This is a genomic window from Maritalea mobilis, assembly GCF_019800885.1.
GTDB classification, from domain to species: domain Bacteria; phylum Pseudomonadota; class Alphaproteobacteria; order Rhodobacterales; family Rhodobacteraceae; genus Roseibacterium; species Roseibacterium beibuensis.
The window spans coordinates 1,674,977-1,690,625 of sequence record NZ_JAHVKE010000001.1 but is presented as its reverse complement, the minus strand read 5'-3'; the positions used below and the strand labels follow the sequence as shown (position 1 = coordinate 1,690,625).

General features: G+C 66.5%; 15 protein-coding genes. 4 read left to right on the top strand and 11 right to left on the bottom strand.

The window, feature by feature from the left end; genetic code table 11:
- The first annotated feature begins 32 nt into the window (after nt 1-32).
- From KUV65_RS08180 to KUV65_RS08165, 4 genes are all read left to right on the top strand, one after another.
- Complete coding sequence (locus tag KUV65_RS08180) at nt 33-1,019, top strand: 2-hydroxyacid dehydrogenase (RefSeq protein WP_222189296.1); 987 nt, start codon at nt 33-35, stop codon at nt 1,017-1,019.
- Between the two features lie 99 nt (nt 1,020-1,118).
- Nucleotides 1,119-1,559 (top strand): DUF4405 domain-containing protein, encoded by a 441-nt coding sequence (locus KUV65_RS08175; protein WP_222189294.1) that lies wholly within the window; start codon nt 1,119-1,121, stop codon nt 1,557-1,559.
- A gap of 115 nt (nt 1,560-1,674) precedes the next feature.
- Nucleotides 1,675-4,179, top strand: a complete 2,505-nt coding sequence (locus tag KUV65_RS08170; RefSeq protein WP_222189292.1) for a GcvT family protein — start codon at nt 1,675-1,677, stop codon at nt 4,177-4,179.
- A 43-nt stretch (nt 4,180-4,222) separates the two neighbouring features.
- The gene (locus KUV65_RS08165; RefSeq protein WP_222189290.1) at nt 4,223-4,606 is read left to right on the top strand and encodes a hypothetical protein; all 384 of its coding nucleotides are present in this window, start codon (nt 4,223-4,225) and stop codon (nt 4,604-4,606) included.
- Between the two features lie 6 nt (nt 4,607-4,612).
- Here KUV65_RS08165 and KUV65_RS08160 read toward each other — a convergent pair whose 3' ends face one another.
- From KUV65_RS08160 to KUV65_RS08110, 11 genes are all read right to left on the bottom strand, one after another.
- Nucleotides 4,613-6,421: a patatin-like phospholipase family protein gene (locus KUV65_RS08160; protein ID WP_222189288.1), complete on the bottom strand. Its 1,809-nt coding sequence runs from the start codon at nt 6,419-6,421 to the stop codon at nt 4,613-4,615.
- A 129-nt stretch (nt 6,422-6,550) separates the two neighbouring features.
- Nucleotides 6,551-6,892 (bottom strand): carboxymuconolactone decarboxylase family protein, encoded by a 342-nt coding sequence (locus KUV65_RS08155; protein WP_222189286.1) that lies wholly within the window; start codon nt 6,890-6,892, stop codon nt 6,551-6,553.
- A 76-nt stretch (nt 6,893-6,968) separates the two neighbouring features.
- Complete coding sequence (locus KUV65_RS08150; protein WP_222189284.1) at nt 6,969-7,625, bottom strand: DUF938 domain-containing protein; 657 nt, start codon at nt 7,623-7,625, stop codon at nt 6,969-6,971.
- Between the two features lie 9 nt (nt 7,626-7,634).
- Nucleotides 7,635-8,090 carry a hypothetical protein gene (locus KUV65_RS08145; RefSeq protein ID WP_222189282.1) on the bottom strand — a complete coding sequence of 152 codons (456 nt, stop codon included), beginning with the start codon at nt 8,088-8,090 and terminating at the stop codon, nt 7,635-7,637.
- Between the two features lie 56 nt (nt 8,091-8,146).
- Complete coding sequence (locus KUV65_RS08140) at nt 8,147-9,250, bottom strand: NAD(P)/FAD-dependent oxidoreductase (protein ID WP_222189280.1); 1,104 nt, start codon at nt 9,248-9,250, stop codon at nt 8,147-8,149.
- A gap of 222 nt (nt 9,251-9,472) precedes the next feature.
- Nucleotides 9,473-10,555, bottom strand: coding sequence for a BMP family ABC transporter substrate-binding protein (locus KUV65_RS08135; protein WP_222189278.1), 1,083 nt, complete (start codon nt 10,553-10,555; stop codon nt 9,473-9,475).
- Nucleotides 10,552-11,325: an ion transporter gene (locus KUV65_RS08130; protein WP_222189276.1), complete on the bottom strand. Its 774-nt coding sequence runs from the start codon at nt 11,323-11,325 to the stop codon at nt 10,552-10,554. Before KUV65_RS08130 ends, KUV65_RS08135 begins: the two co-directional genes overlap by 4 nt.
- 56 nt (nt 11,326-11,381) lie before the next feature.
- The gene (locus KUV65_RS08125) at nt 11,382-12,125 is read right to left on the bottom strand and encodes a sulfotransferase family 2 domain-containing protein (protein ID WP_222189266.1); all 744 of its coding nucleotides are present in this window, start codon (nt 12,123-12,125) and stop codon (nt 11,382-11,384) included.
- A complete protein-coding gene (locus KUV65_RS08120; protein WP_222189264.1) occupies nt 12,122-13,045 on the bottom strand; it encodes an ABC transporter permease in 924 nt (307 codons plus the stop codon). Before KUV65_RS08120 ends, KUV65_RS08125 begins: the two co-directional genes overlap by 4 nt.
- A complete protein-coding gene (locus KUV65_RS08115) occupies nt 13,042-14,130 on the bottom strand; it encodes an ABC transporter permease (RefSeq protein ID WP_222189262.1) in 1,089 nt (362 codons plus the stop codon). Before KUV65_RS08115 ends, KUV65_RS08120 begins: the two co-directional genes overlap by 4 nt.
- On the bottom strand, nt 14,127-15,647 hold the full coding sequence (locus KUV65_RS08110; protein ID WP_222189260.1) for an ABC transporter ATP-binding protein: 1,521 nt from the start codon (nt 15,645-15,647) through the stop codon (nt 14,127-14,129). Before KUV65_RS08110 ends, KUV65_RS08115 begins: the two co-directional genes overlap by 4 nt.
- Nucleotides 15,648-15,649: the final 2 nt, after the last annotated feature.

The window sequence follows — 15,649 nt, the reverse complement described above, 5'->3', positions numbered from 1 at the left end:
CAGGGCGGATTGCCAGCGAAGGAAGGGATCGAATGCCAGGTCAGCGCTTGAGTGTTGTCGTTACGCGACGGTTGCCCGAGGCGGTCGAGACGCGGATGAAGGAATTGTTCGACGTCGAGTTGAACGAGGACGACCACCCGATGAGCAAGGCCGAGCTGGTCTCGGCCATGAACCGGGCCGATATCCTGGTGCCTTGCATCGCTGACCGCATCGACGGCGGAATGCTGGGGCAGGCGGGTGAACGGCTAAAGATGATCGCGAATTACGGCGCTGGCGTAGACCATATCGACGTGGCCACGGCGCGCCAGCGCGGCATTCTCGTGTCGAACACGCCCGGCGTGATGACCGATGACACTGCTGACATGGTGATGGCGCTGATCCTGTCGGTGCTGCGCCGCGTGCCCGAGGGCATGGCGGTCATGCAGTCGGGCAATTGGCAGGGCTGGTCGCCCACCGCCTTCATGGGCGGTCGCGTGGCCGGCAAACGTTTGGGCATTCTCGGCATGGGCCGGATCGGGCAGGCCGTGGCGCGCCGCGCGCAGGCGTTCGGAATGCAGGTGCATTACCACAATCGCCGCCGCCTCCACGAGGAGATCGAGAGCAATCTTGAGGCGACCTACTGGGAAAGCCTCGACCAGATGATCGCGCGGATGGACGTGATCTCGGTCAACTGCCCGCACACGCCCTCGACCTTCCACCTGATGAACGCGCGGCGGCTGAAGCTGATGAAGCCCGAGGCGGTGATCGTGAACACCTCGCGCGGCGAGGTGATCGACGAGAACGCGCTGACGCGCATGCTGCGCGCGGGCGACATCGCGGGCGCGGGCCTCGACGTGTTCGAAAAGGGCCGCGAGGTGAACCCCCGCCTGCGCGAATTGCCCAACGTGGTGCTCTTGCCGCATATGGGCTCGGCCACCCGCGAGGGGCGGGCCGAGATGGGCGAGAAGGTTCTGATTAACATCAAGACCTTCGCTGACGGGCACCGCCCGCCCGACATGGTCGTGCCGAGCATGCTCTGAAGTCCGCGCCGTCCCGGCCCACTTCGTCTTTCCGTCTTGACCTCGATCATGCCCGCCGCGTGGTGCGGCGGGCATGATGGCACGGCAAGGAAGAGAGCCATGGACCGGGCGAACCACGCGCAGCGACGGAAAAAGACGCCGCACCCTTCCCGGCGCAGCAGTGCTGTGTTTGCGGCGGGGCTGTCTTTTGTCGGGATGGCGGCGAGTGGCCTGATCCTATTCGTCCAGCCGCGCGCCATGTTCGGGTCGGGACTTGCGTGGTCCTTCCTCGGGATCGACATCGCAGCGTGGTATCGGGTGCACTTCGTCTTTTCGCTCCTTTTTGTCTTGGCTGGCCTTTGGCATATCCTGCTGCATTTCTCGGTGATCCGAACCCTTGTCTTCGGGGTTGCGGGGCAGAGCCGTGGGCACTGGCTGGAAGGCGGTGTTTTTCTGGCGCTTTTCGTGATCTTCCTGGTGACATCCATTCTGGACGTACCGCCGGCGGCCTGGGTTACGCAGCTGCATCATTATATGGGCCGCGGCTTCTGGCAGCCCTAGGGGCGTTGCTGCGTCGCAGAGTCGGTTTCGCGCCGCGAATGGTCGTCGTGACTTGCTCCTTTCTGGCGCAATCCGCCAAAGTCGCGGCAAATACGGAATGGCGGGAGACGCGTTCATGAAAACCCAAGTCAAAGCCCTTGTCGTCGGCGGCGGTGCCGTCGGCACCTCGATCGCCTATCACCTCGCCCGCGCGGGCTGGGACGATGTGATGCTTCTGGAACGTGATGAGCTGACCTCCGGCAGCACCTGGCATGCCGCGGGGCTTCTGCCGCTGTTCAACATGTCCTACGCGACCAGCCACATCCACGACTACAGCGTCAAATTCTACAAGACGCTGGAGGAGGAAACCGGCCTGAACGCGGGCTTCGCCGTGGTGGGCAACCTGCGCATGGCGCAGACGCAGGACCGCATGGATGAATACATGCTCTATGCCTCGACCGCCGAGACGGTCGGCATCCCCTACGAGTGGATGACCCCCGCCCAGATCAAGGAGCGCTGGCCGCTGGTCCGCACCGAGGATCTGAAGGGCGCGATCTATCACCCCACCGATGGCTACATCAATCCGGCCGATGTCACGATGGCCATGGCGAAGGGCGCGCGCCAGCGTGGCGTGATGATCGAGCGCAAGTGGCAGGTCGATGGCTACGCGTGGGCGGGCGATCACTGGAAGGTCACCTGCACCAAGATGGGCGAGAAGGGCGGCAACCTGATCCCGACCGAGGAAACCGTCGTGATCGAGGCCGAGCATGTCGTCACCGCCACCGGCAACCACGCGCAGCGCACCGCGCGGATGCTGGGCATCAAGATCCCCGCGATCCCGGTCGAGCACCAGTTCATCGTGACCGAACCCGACCCCGCGCTTGTCGCCTACCGCAAGGACGGCAACCCCGAGCACCCGGTTCTGCGCGATGCCGACGCCAAGTGGTACGTGCGCGAGGAACGCGGCGGCTGGATCCTCGGCCCTTACGAGCGCAACGCGCCCGCGCGCTTCCTCTACGAGGTGCCCGACAGTTTCCGCGCCGATCTCTTCCCGCTCGACCTTGAGCGGATCGAAGAGGAATACATGAGCATGATCCACCGCCTGCCGTCCTCGGAAGAGGTGGGTCTGAAGGACGACTATAACGGCCCGATCTGCTACACCCCTGACGGCAACCCGCTGGTCGGCCCCGCGCCGGGGTTGCGCAACATGTGGCTGGCCGAGGGGTTCAGCTTCGGCATCACGGCGGCCGGCGGCACCGGCTACTACCTTGCCCAGATGATGGTCGAGGGCGAGGCCGAGATCGACATGGCCAGCCTCGATCCCAAGCGCTACGGCGACTGGATGACGACCGAATATGGCGCGCGCAAGAACGAGGAAGCCTACGAACACGTCTACATCCTCCACCACCCCGACGAGGAGCGCGAGGCCTGCCGCCCGTTGCGCACCGCGCCGGCCTATGAACGCCAGCGCGCGATGGGGGCGCAGTTCGGATGCGTGAACGGCTGGGAACGGCCCAACTACTATGGTCCCAAGGATGCGCCCAAGGGCTTCGATCACGACACGCGCAGCTTCCGTCGCGGCGGCTGGTGGGACTATGCCAAGTCCGAGGCCGAGGCGATCCGCAATGGTGTCGGCCTGATCGACGCCACCGCCTTCACCAAGCACCTCGTGCGCGGCCCCGGCGCGACGGAGTTTCTTGACCGCTTCACCTGCAACAAGCTGCCCAAGGTCGGGCGGATCAACCTGACCTACGCGCTGACCGATGCCGGCACGACGCGCACCGAATACACCATCGTTCGTCTGGCCGAGAATGAATATTACTGCGTGTCGGCGGGCGCATGGACGGCCTATGACGCCGATTTTCTGAAGAAGGCGGCCGAGGATTTCATGGGCGCGGGCGGCGGCTGGGTCGATATCCACGACGTCACGACCCAATGGGGCGTCTTCGCCATCGCCGGTCCGAAAACGCGCGACGTCCTGAACGAGCTGGTCAAGGATGCGCAGCCGGACACCGTGCTGTCGAACAAGCGCTTCCCGTGGCTGTCCATGCGCAACATCGAGCTGGGCATGTGCCCGGTCCGCGCCATCCGCGTCGCCTATACCGGCGAATTGGGGTGGGAGTTGCACCACCCGATCGAGATGCAGAATTACCTGTGGGACCAGCTGATGCTGGCCGGTGAGAAGCATGCGCTGAAACCCGTGGGCGCCCGCGCGCAGAACTGGCTGCGGCAGGAAAAATCCTACCGCGCCTTCGGCACCGAGCTGGGCCGGGACGCCACGCCGCTCGAAGCCGGGCTTGATCGCTTCGTCGACCTCGACAAGGAGTTCAACGGCAAGGCCGCGATGCTGGACAAGGGCATCCGCTCGAAATGCGTCACGCTCCTGATCGACGGACCCGAGGATGCCGATCCGTGGGGGCGCGAGGCGCTTTACGACGGCGACACCAAGGTGGGTCGCCTGACCTCGGGCGGCTACTCGGTCGCCTTCGGCAAGTCCATCGGCATGGGCTATGTCCGGCCCGACCTCGCCGAGGTCGGCACCAAACTGCGAGTGCGGATGTTCGACCAGCTGTGGGATGCCGAGGTGGTCGAGGACAGCCCTTACGACCCGAGCAACGCCACGATCCGCAAGGACGGCTGACGGTCGCATGTTGCGCCCATGCCGCCCGTGCTAAGCGGGCGGTATGGTGACGATCATCGCGTATTTCGCCCTCGCGGGCTTTGGCTGGCTGGCGCTGTTCCAGATCGCGCTGGCCCTGGGCACGCCTTGGGGCAACATGGCCTGGGGCGGAACGCATCGCGTGCTCCCACCCGCGCTGCGCGTCGGCAGCATGATTGTCGCGCTCTTGTCCGTGTTCGGGGTCGCGGTCGCCCTGCAAGTGGGCGACATCGCGCAAATGAGCCTGCCGCAGGTGGTGCTGCGCCCGGCGCTTGGGGCGTTCGCCGTCCTTTTCGCGATGTCCTTCGTGGCGAATGCCCTCAGCAGCAGCCGTGCCGAACGTCGCCAGGGCATTCCCCTGACGCTGGTCCTGACGATCAGCTGCGGGCTTCTTTTCTTCCTCGTCTGACCCGGCTCAGCCTGCGGCCGCCTTCAACGCGGCAAAGGCCGGGTCGCCTTCCTTGTCGAGCGCCGCAAAGGTTTCGACGGCGTGCTTGTAGGCCATCTCGTAGAACAGCCTGTGCTGGTTCCACGCGAGGAAGCCCGCGCCTTTCAGGCCGGGCGGCCGGATCATCAGGTCGGTGGGGTTCATCGCCTTGAGCATGTCGGCCTGACCCACCAGAAGACTGCGCATCACGGTCGAGATCACGCCGGGCGCGCGCGGTGCGCCCCTTTTGGAAAACGGGTTCACCGTGCGTTTCACCAGTTCCGCGCGCCCCGGCAGTTTCGCGTAGTCGACGTGGTAGCGCGTGCCGGTTTCCTTCTGCACGTTCGACACGATATTCGGGCCGGTCTTGAGCGAATGCATCGTTCGGAACGGCATGTTGTCGATGCAGCCGCCATCGACCAGCATCTCGCCCTCGGCATTGAAAAATGCAGGCAGCACGCCGGGAATGGCCGAGGAGGCGCGCACCGCCTCCCACAGGGGGCCACGGCGGATGTCGATTTTGTCCATGGCCGACAGATCGGCGGCTACGGCGTAATAGGGCAGCCAGAGGTCTTCGATCGGCTCGTCGCCGTAATGCTCCTGCAGGGCGGCATCCAGCACCTTGTGATCGAGGAACGCGTATCTCGGCACGGTCACGCGGCGCATGGCGCCGGACTTGACGAAGATGTCCTCGATCCGCGGCCCGATTTCCTCGGGCGGAACCCCAAGCGCGATGGCCCCTGCCATGGCCGACCCGATCGAGGTGCCGCCCACGATATCGACGGGCAGACCGATCTCGCGCATGGCGCGCCAGATGCCCACATGCGCCACGCCAAAGGCGCCGCCTCCCGACAGGACCATGCCGATGGCCTGACCCGCCAGGAAGCGCGCCAGCCGCCTCAGGTCTTCGCCGTCGCCCGTCAGCGCGACATGGTGGTGCAGGAAGACAGGGCGCGAATCCAACCACCGCCCGGTGCCCTTGGCGCTTTGCGAGCGGTGCGGATGGATCAGCACCAGCCGGCGCTGCGCTTCGGGCAACAGCTCCAGCGCCAGCGCCTCCAGCTCGGACGGGCCCTGGTAACGGATGGCCTGCGCGACGAAGATCACCTGATCGGCCTGTTTCACGGCGGCGCGGGACCAGGCCTCGGCCTCGGGCGAGGCGACGAAAAGGACAAGGTCCGCCGCCCGTTCCTGCGCGTTGAGCCAAGCGATGGCCTCCGGGCTGGCGGGGTCGGCCCCCGGCCCGAACGCGGCGGTGAACTCGGCCTCGGTCACCGTGGCGACCTTGTGGAACCGCCCGATGGCGGCGGCAAGGTCGGGTACGAAACGGTCGGGCAGCGGTGCATGGGCCGAGGGCACGATGCAGAAGGTGCGCGCGGGCGGTCGCCCCGGATCGGGCACGACCCGCGTCGAGGTCGCTGCCAGACGCCGGGCCAGTTCCGCGCTGATCGCGTGTTGCAGGCCGGGCGTCTCGGAGCAGAGCGCGTCATAGGCCGCGCGGCTGACCCGCACGACGACCGAGTCGCGCGCGGCGATGACATCCGCGCTGCGCGGCTGGCCGGTAAAGAACGCGATCTCGCCCAGCACACCGCCTGCGCCGATCTCGGCCAGGTCCACCCCTTCGCGCGAGACGCGGAAGCGTCCGGTTTCGACCAGGTACATCGCGTCTGCGTCGGTGCCTTCGGCGATCAGGCGCGTGCCACGCGGCACCGCTTCGCGCTCAAGCCGCGCCAGCGCGTCCGCGCCTTCGAGAACGGAGAATAAGCCTTCGGGGGCAAACGGTTCGGACCCGGTCATGCTGAAAACCCATCAAGAAACAATTCCGGCGCGACCATACGGGACGCGCCGGTAAATGCGAACGGTTTCCTTGCGTTACGTCCCGCCCGGCGGCTGCCTCCCCCCCGCGGCCCGGGCAGGCCGGTCGCCTCACTCGGCGCCCGTCATCTCGTCATAGACCGACAGGGCCTTGGCGGCATACATGAGCGACGGGCCGCCGCCCATCTGCACCGCCATGGCGAGGACGTCGCCCAGTTCCTCGCGCGTCGTGCCCGCGTTGATCGCCGCCTCGACATGGAAAATGATGCAGGGCTCGCAGCGCACCGCGATCGAGATGCCAAGCGCCACGAATTCCTTGGTCTTGACGTCGAGAACGCCGCCGTCCTTGACCGCCTTCGACAGGGTGCCGAACCCCTTGGTCGCGTCGGGAATCGTGCGGTTCAGCGCGCGCAGGTCGTTGCGCATGTCTTTGGCCTTGTCGGTCCATGTCATCTTGGGGGACTCCATCACAAAAGGATAAGGATGGTCGGGCTCTAACAGCCCGTTGCCCCGTCAACTTTGACCAGTGTCAAACGCGTTCGACCGCAAGAAGCAGGTTGTTGGCGGGCATCCGCACCGTCTCGATCACGCGCAACCCGCGATCGACCAGGTGCGACAGCACCCAAAGCACGTCCTTGTACCCGATGGCCGGGTCCTGCGCCCGCAGTTGCGCGTCAAAGGCCGCGTCCCCCTCACTGGTGGCTTCGCCATCGCGCAGGAAGGGGCCGTAGATCAGCGCCACGCCGCTGGGCCCGAGCGCCTCGGCGATGCCGGACAGCACAGCTTCCGCCGCCTCGGTTGAGATCAGGTGCAGAAGGTTCGACAGGAACAGGAAGTCGATCGGCCCGATCTCGGCCCCCCAGCCGGGGCGCGCGGCATCAAGGTCGAGGGGCGGCAGGATGTTCGCCACGCCTTCCGCCTCGGCCCAGGCTGTGATCGAGGCCCGCCGGGCCGCGTCGGGTTCGGTCGGTTGCCATGTCAGGCCGGGGGTCGCGGCGGCGAAGCGCACGATATGCTCGCCCGTGCCCGAGGCGATCTCCAGGGCGCGGCCGCGCTCCGGTGCGAAACGCGGCAGGTGGTCGAGGATCGCATCCCGGTTGCGCAGCGCCGAGGGTGCGGACAGCCGCGCATCGCCCGTGCCTGCGGCACCGGGCTGTTCGCCCGGTGCAGGTCGCTCGCTGGTCATGGGTCGGCCTTACTGACCGCTTTCCATCATGATCGACATGGCGCCGGACTCGGCCATGCGCATCATCATGATCTCGACCATGCCGCATTCGTTCGAGATGGCCTGCATCTGCTGGTCCGTGATGCCGTCGGGCAGCGCCGGTTGGAACGTGCCCTGCATCAGGCCCTCGGGCGTGGCGGTGGCCATGGCAGCCTCCATGTTGTCGAGCATCTCATTGACGCCGTCTTCGCCCACCTCATCCTCGACGCCGTCGAGGATGCATTCGCCCGCCGCCCGCATCTCGGCGTCCCATTCGGCCGAGGGCAGGTTGCCTTGCAGCGCCGGGATCTCGGCGACCAGCGCAGTATAGGTCATCTCGGTCATGGTTTCCGACATGGCTTCCATCCGCTCCAGCGCGGATTGGGCACTGGCGGCCATGGGCAGGGCCAGGGCAACGGCCGAGGCGAGGATCAGGCGGGTGGTCATGGGTGTCTCCCTTGAGTCGGATGTCACGGGCAAAGGTATCCGCTTGGGGGCGGTCTTCAAGCGCGGGGATTCCCGACCGGGCGCAATCTTGCCGGGGAGAGCGCCGCGACAAGTTCGGGCCCGAGGCTGGGCGCGCTGCCCGAAACCAGTTCCGAGAGCAGGCGGCTGGCGGCGGGCGCCGTCTGGAAGCCGTAGCCGCCTTGCCCTGCAAACCAAAGGAAATCGTGGCGTCCGGGCTCCGGCCCGATCACCAGGCAGCGGTCGGGCGCGAAGGTGCGCAGGCCCGCCCAACTTGAGGACAGGCGCGTGACCTCCTCGGTGACGAAAGGTTGATAGCGGGCGATGCCCTCGGCCAACACCATGTCGTCGGGCCAGGCGTCATGGGGCTCGTCCACCGGGTCTTCCTCGCCGGGCGAGACGATCCACGCGCCGGCATCCGGCTTGGCGTACCAGCTTTCGCCGGTGCCCAGCAGCATCGGCCAGCCCGAGACATCGTGGCCGCCCGGCGCAGGCATGCGCGCCATCGAGCGGCGCAGCGGTTTCAGTCCGATCGCCCCGATCCCGGCCATGGTGGCGACTTGGTCGGCCCAGGCCCCGGCAGCGTTCACGAGCTTCCTGCCCTCGTGGACCGTGTCGCCCACGCTGACCTGCCAGGTCCTGCGGACCCGGGCGATGGCGCTGACGCGCGCACCGGTCTGCACCGTGCCCCCGTTGGCGCGGATCTGGCGGGCGAAAACCTGGATCATCCGATCAGTGTCGACATCCCAGGCATCCGCGTGATGTGCGGCGCGCCGCACATGGGACGGGTCGAGGATCGGAACCATCTCGCAGGCCTTGTCCACCGCGATCTCCGGCAGTTCCATCGTCTCGCGATCGCGTTCGAACCGCCCCTCTTCTCCGGGTCCGGCCAGGAGCATCAGCCCGCGCGGCGACAGCAGCCCGCCATCGAGCGTCTGGTGGTCATGGCGCGAGGCCTCGTTGAGCGCGATGGTGACGGGATGCCCGTAATTCGCCTCGTAGAGGGCGGCCGACCGCCCCGAGGCATGGTAGGCGAGTGCCGACTCTGCTTCGAGCAGGAGGACACGACCGAATTCCGAGAGGCGCGCGCCGGCCGAGGTGCCGGCAATACCGCCGCCGATAACGATGAAATCATAAACCATTTCGGTGTGGTTGCACGGGTCGTGCGCCGTTGCAAGGGGCAGGCGGCGCGCCACGCGGGGCATCGAGCCCCCCGTGGCGCCGGCGCTGTCGCGCCGATGCATATTTGAAGGATAAAGATGGGGCAGGGAGGGCGCGGATCGGGGGCCGGCACGCATCCCCGGAAACGGGAAAGGCCCGCGTCGGGCGCGGGCCTTTCGGATCGTGTCGCTTCGCGTTGGCGATCAGTTCGGGATTTCGCCCGTCAGGCCTTCGACGTAGAAATCCATGCCGGCCAGCGTGCCGTCATCGGCCACTTCGCCTTCGGCCAGCCACGCGGTGCCGTCCTGGCGATTGATCGGGCCGGTGAAGGGGTGGTACTCGCCTGCTGCGATCGCCTCCATCATCTCGGTGGCCGAGGCGCGGACTTCTTCGGGGATGGCGTCGGTCATCTCGCCGATTTCAACCATGCCCGGGCCGATGCCGTCCCAGGTGTCCATCGATTCCCAGGTGCCGTTCATCGCCGCTTCGACGCGGGCGATGTAATAGGGCGCCCAGTTGTCGATGATCGACGCCACGCGCGGCGCGGGGGCGAACTGGTACATGTCCGAGGCCTGGCCGAAGGAGATGATGCCGGCCTCTTGTGCGACCGTCTGCGGCGCGGTGGAGTCGGTGTGCTGCATGATCACGTCGGCACCCGCGTCGATCAGCGCCTGGGCCGCGTCGGCCTCGGCGGCGGGATCGAACCAGGTATAGGCCCAGACGACGCGCATCTCGACATCGGGGTTCACTTCACGCGCATGCAGGAAGGCCGAGTTGATGCCGCGGATCACCTCGGGGATCGGGTAGGAGCCGATGTAGCCGATGATGTTGCTTTCGGTCATGTGGCCGGCGATATGGCCGATCACCGCGCGCCCCTCGTAGAAGCGGGCCGAGTAGGTCGAAACGTTCGGCGTGTCGCGGCGGTAGCCGGTGGCGTGCTCGAAATACACATCGGGAAATTGGGCCGCGACCGCGTTGGTCGGGTCCATGTAGCCAAAGGATGTGGTGAAGACCATGTCGGCGCCACCAAGGATCATCTGGGTGATGGCGCGCTCGGCATCCGCACCCTCGGGCACGTTCTCGAGATAGACGGTTTCGACGGCGTCGCCGAAATGCTCCTCTACGGCGAGGCGGCCCTGGTCATGCTCGTAGGTCCAGCCCAGATCGCCGACCGAGCCGACATAGATGAAGCCGACCTGGAACGGGTCGTCCTGTGCGGTGGCCGCGCCCGCAAGGGTCGCGGTGGCCAGCGCTGCGCTGGCCAGAAGCTTGGTGATAGATTTCATGTCAGATCATCCTCCATGTTGGATTTCGGGATTTCGGTGTAACGTGTCTCGGACGGCTCGGGCGCCTGTTCCTCGTGCGTCTGTTCGATCAGGGCGACGGTGATCAGGCCCGCAGGCACGGCCACGACGCCAAGGCCGATCAGCAGGACGCAGCCCGTGAAGATGCGCCCGCCCGTCGTGACGGGGTAGACATCGCCATAGCCCACCGTGGTCAGCGTCGACAGCGCCCACCACAGGCTTGCGGGAATCGAGCCGAAGAACTCGGGCTGCGCCTCGCGCTCGAAATGGTAGATGCCGACGGCGGCCAGGTACAGGATCACGGTCGAGATGAAGCTGAAGATCAGAAGCTCGGCCTTTGTCTGCTCGAAGGCGCGCGCGATGCGGTCGAGCGCCCGGTTCGCCTTGAAAAGCTTGAGCAGCCGCACAAGCCGCAACAGGCGCAGCGAGCGGACCGTGACAAGGTCGGGAAACAGGAACACCACCGCCGGGACGATGGCGATGAAGTCGATGATGCCCCACGGGCTGAGTGCGTAATGCAGCGGGCGCGGCGAACAGATCAGGCGCGTGACATATTCCACCGCGAAGAGCGCGAGGATCACGGCCTCGCCCCAGCGCAGGGCCTGCCGCAGCTCGGGCGACAGGGCGGGCAGGGTTTCCAGCGCGATGATCACGGCCGAGATCACGATCAGCGCATAGAGCACAAGCGCGACGCGGCGACCGACACGCGGATGCGTGCCGTCGAGGATCTCGATGATGTCGCTGCGGTGCATGGGCACTCCGGGTCGGCCTCCCGTTCATGACGACGTGCCTCTTGGTATCGCGGAGGTCAAGCTTTCAACTCCAGCCGGTCGATCGCATCCTCGACGCGGTAATGGTCTTGCAGCAGAACGTAGTCGCCTTCGGTAATCTGGCACAATCGGTCAATCTGTGCCCGGGTCAGCCGCGCATCGCTTGCCGGGGCGCGCGAACTGTTCGCGGTCGGCATCGCTACCGGCGTGCCGAAGCGGTCACTGATCAGCCGTTCGAGCGGGGAGATGGCGTCGATCCGATGGATCGAGTCGAAGAACCCGAGACTTGGGCCAAGGTGCCAGGTGAACGGGGTGGTGTGGATGAAGATGTTGGGGCTTATCTCGCGATAACTGTCGATATGATCGATCAGCGTTCCGAGATCGGGTGCCGCGGGCAACCCCAGTTTCTGGAACGCGGCCCGTTCGGGATGGGTCTTGCCGTGAACCCGGTTGGCGATCTTGCCGCGCCACGCCGACACAAAGCGCCCGATCGGGTCGCGCACAACCGCGAACTTGTGAAAGCCCTCCGCGCCCTCGGGGTCGGGATCGAACGGGTGGGTCCGCAGGAAGGGTACCTTGTGCACATTTGTCCAGGCCGACATCGGGGCATGACCGCGGAAGCGCTGGCGCAAACGCTTGAGCAGTTTGTTGGGCCTTGGAACGAAGGGAGTGCCGGTTTCGATCCGGTAGAACAACTCCTTGATCGAGGTGCTGCCGACCTTCGTCACGTCGTAATAGACCAAACGCGTTTTTGGAGAGACGATCGCCATCTGCGCGGTCAACTGCTTGCGTGAAAGACGCGCCCCAGGGCTGCGGGCGCGTTGAGCGCCGCGCGCGAGCGGTCCGACGAGATGAGGACGAGGACGATGATCGTCACGAGGTAGGGCGAGGCATCCAGAAGCGCCACGGGCACGCCGATCTCGGCCGCTTGCAGGCGCAGTTGCAGGGCCGCGATGCCGCCGAACAGGTAGGCGCCGAACAGCACGCGCCACGGTTTCCAGCTGGCAAAGACGACCAGCGCCAGCGCGATCCAGCCCGCGCCTGCCGTCATCCCCTCGATCCAGTTCTGCACGCGGACGACCGACAGGAACGCCCCGCCAAGGCCCGCGCAGGCGCCACCGAACAGGATGGCGAGGATGCGGATGCGCACGACCTTGTAGCCAAGCGCGTGCGCCGCCTCATGGCTTTCACCCACCGCGCGCAGGATCAGGCCGGTGCGGGTGAAGGCCAGCACGTACCAGACGGCGGCGACCAGCAGGACGGAGAGGTAAGTGACAAGCGAATGGCCGAACAGGATCGGGCCCACGACCAGGATCTCGGCCAGTGCAGCCGGGAACGGATCGGTCACAACCGGTGGGGTCTGGCCGGGATAGCCCACGCCCAGAAGCGCCGAGAGGCCGAGGCCGAACAGCGTCAGCGCCAGGCCCGTCGCCACCTGGTTCGACAGCAACAGTTGCGTCAGAACGGCGAAGATCAGCGACAGGGCCATGCCCCCGCCCATCCCGGCAAGGAAGGCCAGGGTGGGCGATCCGGTTTCGACCGCCGTGACGAAGCCCACGACCGCCCCGGTGATCATCATTCCCTCGACGCCGAGGTTCAGGACACCCGATTTCTCGACCACCAACTCGCCGATCGCGGCCAGCAGGACGGGGGTGGAGACGGTGATCAGCGCCACGGTCAGGGCGACGAGGTCGATACTCATGCCGCGGCCCTCCCCGTGCCGAACCGGATGCGGAAATTCGACAGGACGTCGAGCGCGAGCAGGAAGAACAGTAGCATCCCCTGGAAGGCCTGGATCGCCGGGGCGGGCACGCCCAGCATCAGCTGCGCCAGTTCTCCGCCGATATAGGTCAGCGCCATCAGCAGGCCCGCCAGCAGGATGCCCACGGGATGCAGGCGGCCCAGGAAGGCCACGATGATCGCGGTGAACCCGTAGCCCGAATTGAAGTCGATGCTGATCTGCCCCGCGGGGCCGGACACCTCGAACAGGCCCGCCATCCCGGCCAGCGCGCCCGAGACGCCGAGGCACAAAAGCACAAGCCGCGTCGGCTCCACCCCGGCGAAGCGGGCGGCGCGCGGGGCCTGGCCCGCCAGCTTGATCTGGTAGCCCAGTACGTGACGGTTCAGCAGCACGTAGGCCGCGATGACGGCGATGAAGGCCGCGACGACGCCCCAGTGCATCCCGGTTCCCGCGATCAGTTCGGGATTGTCGGTGCCGGGATGACGGGCGAGGTTCCGGCTGCCGGGAAAGCCCCGCGCCTCGGGGTTGCGCAGCCAGTTCGTCGCGGCCGAGGCAAGGATCGCTTCGGCGACGTAGACCAGCAAAAGCGACACGAGGATTTCATTGGTGCGAAACCGCGTTTTCAGGATGCCGGGGATCATCGCCCAGGCCCATCCGCCAAGCGCGCCCACGATCACCATGCCGGGAAAGATCAGGATGTTCTCGGACGGGTAAAGCGCAAGGCCGAAGGCCGCGCCGCAGATCGCGCCGATGATGTACTGCCCCTCGGCCCCGATGTTCCAGATGCCCGCGCGGAACCCCAGCGACAGGCCGATGGCGATCAGGATCAGCGGCCCTGCCTTCACCAGAAGTTGCGGGCGCGAGTAGCTGGCGAATTGCGGGTGAAACAACGGGTCCCAGAAGATCACGCGGATCGCCTCGACCGGGTCCTGACCAAGCGCGGCGAACATCAGCCCGCCCGCGATCATGGTCAGGATCACCGCGATGACCGGGGTCGACAGCGACCAGAAGCGCGAGGGCGTGGGGCGTTTTTCAAGGCGGATCATTGGGCGGCCTCCACCTCGTGCATGTCATGGGCGCCACCCAACATCAGGCCGATCTCTTCCATCGACAGGCCACGCGCCGGGCGCGGGGCCGACAGCCGCCCTTCGTTCAACGCGCAGAACCGGTCCGAGATCTCCAGCAACTCGTCGAGGTCCTGGCTGATGACGATCACCGCAGCACCATTCTGCGCCAGGTCCAGCAGCGCCTGCCGGATCGCGGCGGCGGCGCTGGCGTCCACACCCCAGGTGGGCTGGTTCACCACCAGCACGTCGGGGTCCTGCAAGATCTCGCGCCCAATGACGTATTTCTGAAGGTTTCCGCCCGACAGCGCGCGCGCGGCCACGTCGGGGCCAGGGGTGCGCACGTCGAAGCGCGCGATGATCTCCTCGGCAAAGCCCTTGGCCTTGCCCCAGCCGACGAAGCCGTTCTGATCGAGCCCCTTGCGCACGCGTCCCGTCAGCACGGCGTTTTCCGTCAGGCTCATGTCGGGCGCGGCGGCATGGCCCAGCCGTTCCTCGGGGGCGCAAAGCAGCCCCAGCTTGCGCCGCGCCTCGGGGCCTGTGTCGCCGATGGGCGCGCCCTTGAATTCGACCGCGCCCGGGGCGCTGCGGCGCTCGCCCGACAGCGCGGCCAGCAATTCGTCCTGCCCGTTGCCCGCGACGCCCCCGATGCCCAGCACCTCGCCCGCGCGCACCTCCAGCCCGACATGGCGCAGCGGTGTACCGAAGGGGCTGGCGGGTTCCATCGACAAGCCCGCCACGGTCAGCAAAACCTCGCCCGGCTCTGCTTCGTCACGTGCGGGCTGGCTCAGCGACTTGCCGACCATCATCTCGGCCATCTGCGCCGCCGACACCTCGCGCGGTGTGCATTCGCCCACCACCTTGCCCAGACGCAGGATCGTGGCGGCATCGCAAAGCGTGCGGATCTCTTCCAGTTTGTGGCTGATATAAAGGATTGCCGTCCCCTCCGCCGACAGCTTGCGCAGGGTGTGAAACAGGATTTCCACCTCCTGCGGCGTCAGCACGGAGGTCGGTTCGTCCATGATCAGGAGTTTCGGGTCCTGCAACAGGCAGCGGATGATCTCGACCCGCTGACGTTCGCCCGCGCTCAGGTCGCCCACCAGCCGCGCGGGGTCGAGCGGCAGGCCATAGGTCCGGCTGACGTCGTGGATGCGCTGCGCGAGGTCGCGGGGCTTGGGCGGGTCTTCCATCCCCAATGCGATGTTTTCGGCGACGCTCAGCGCCTCGAACAGGCTGAAATGCTGGAACACCATCGCCACGCCCGAGGCGCGGGCGGCGCGCGGTTCGCTTGGCGTGTAGTCCGCCCCGTTCAGCGTCATCGTCCCGGCATCGGGCCGCACCAGCCCGTAGATCATCTTGACCAGCGTGGATTTTCCCGCGCCGTTCTCGCCCAGAAGCGCATGCACCTCGCCCGGTTGAATCGCAAAGGACACGTCGTCATTCGCGACGACGCCGGGATAGGCCTTGGTCAGCCCCTTGATCTCAAGGAGTGCGCTCAAAG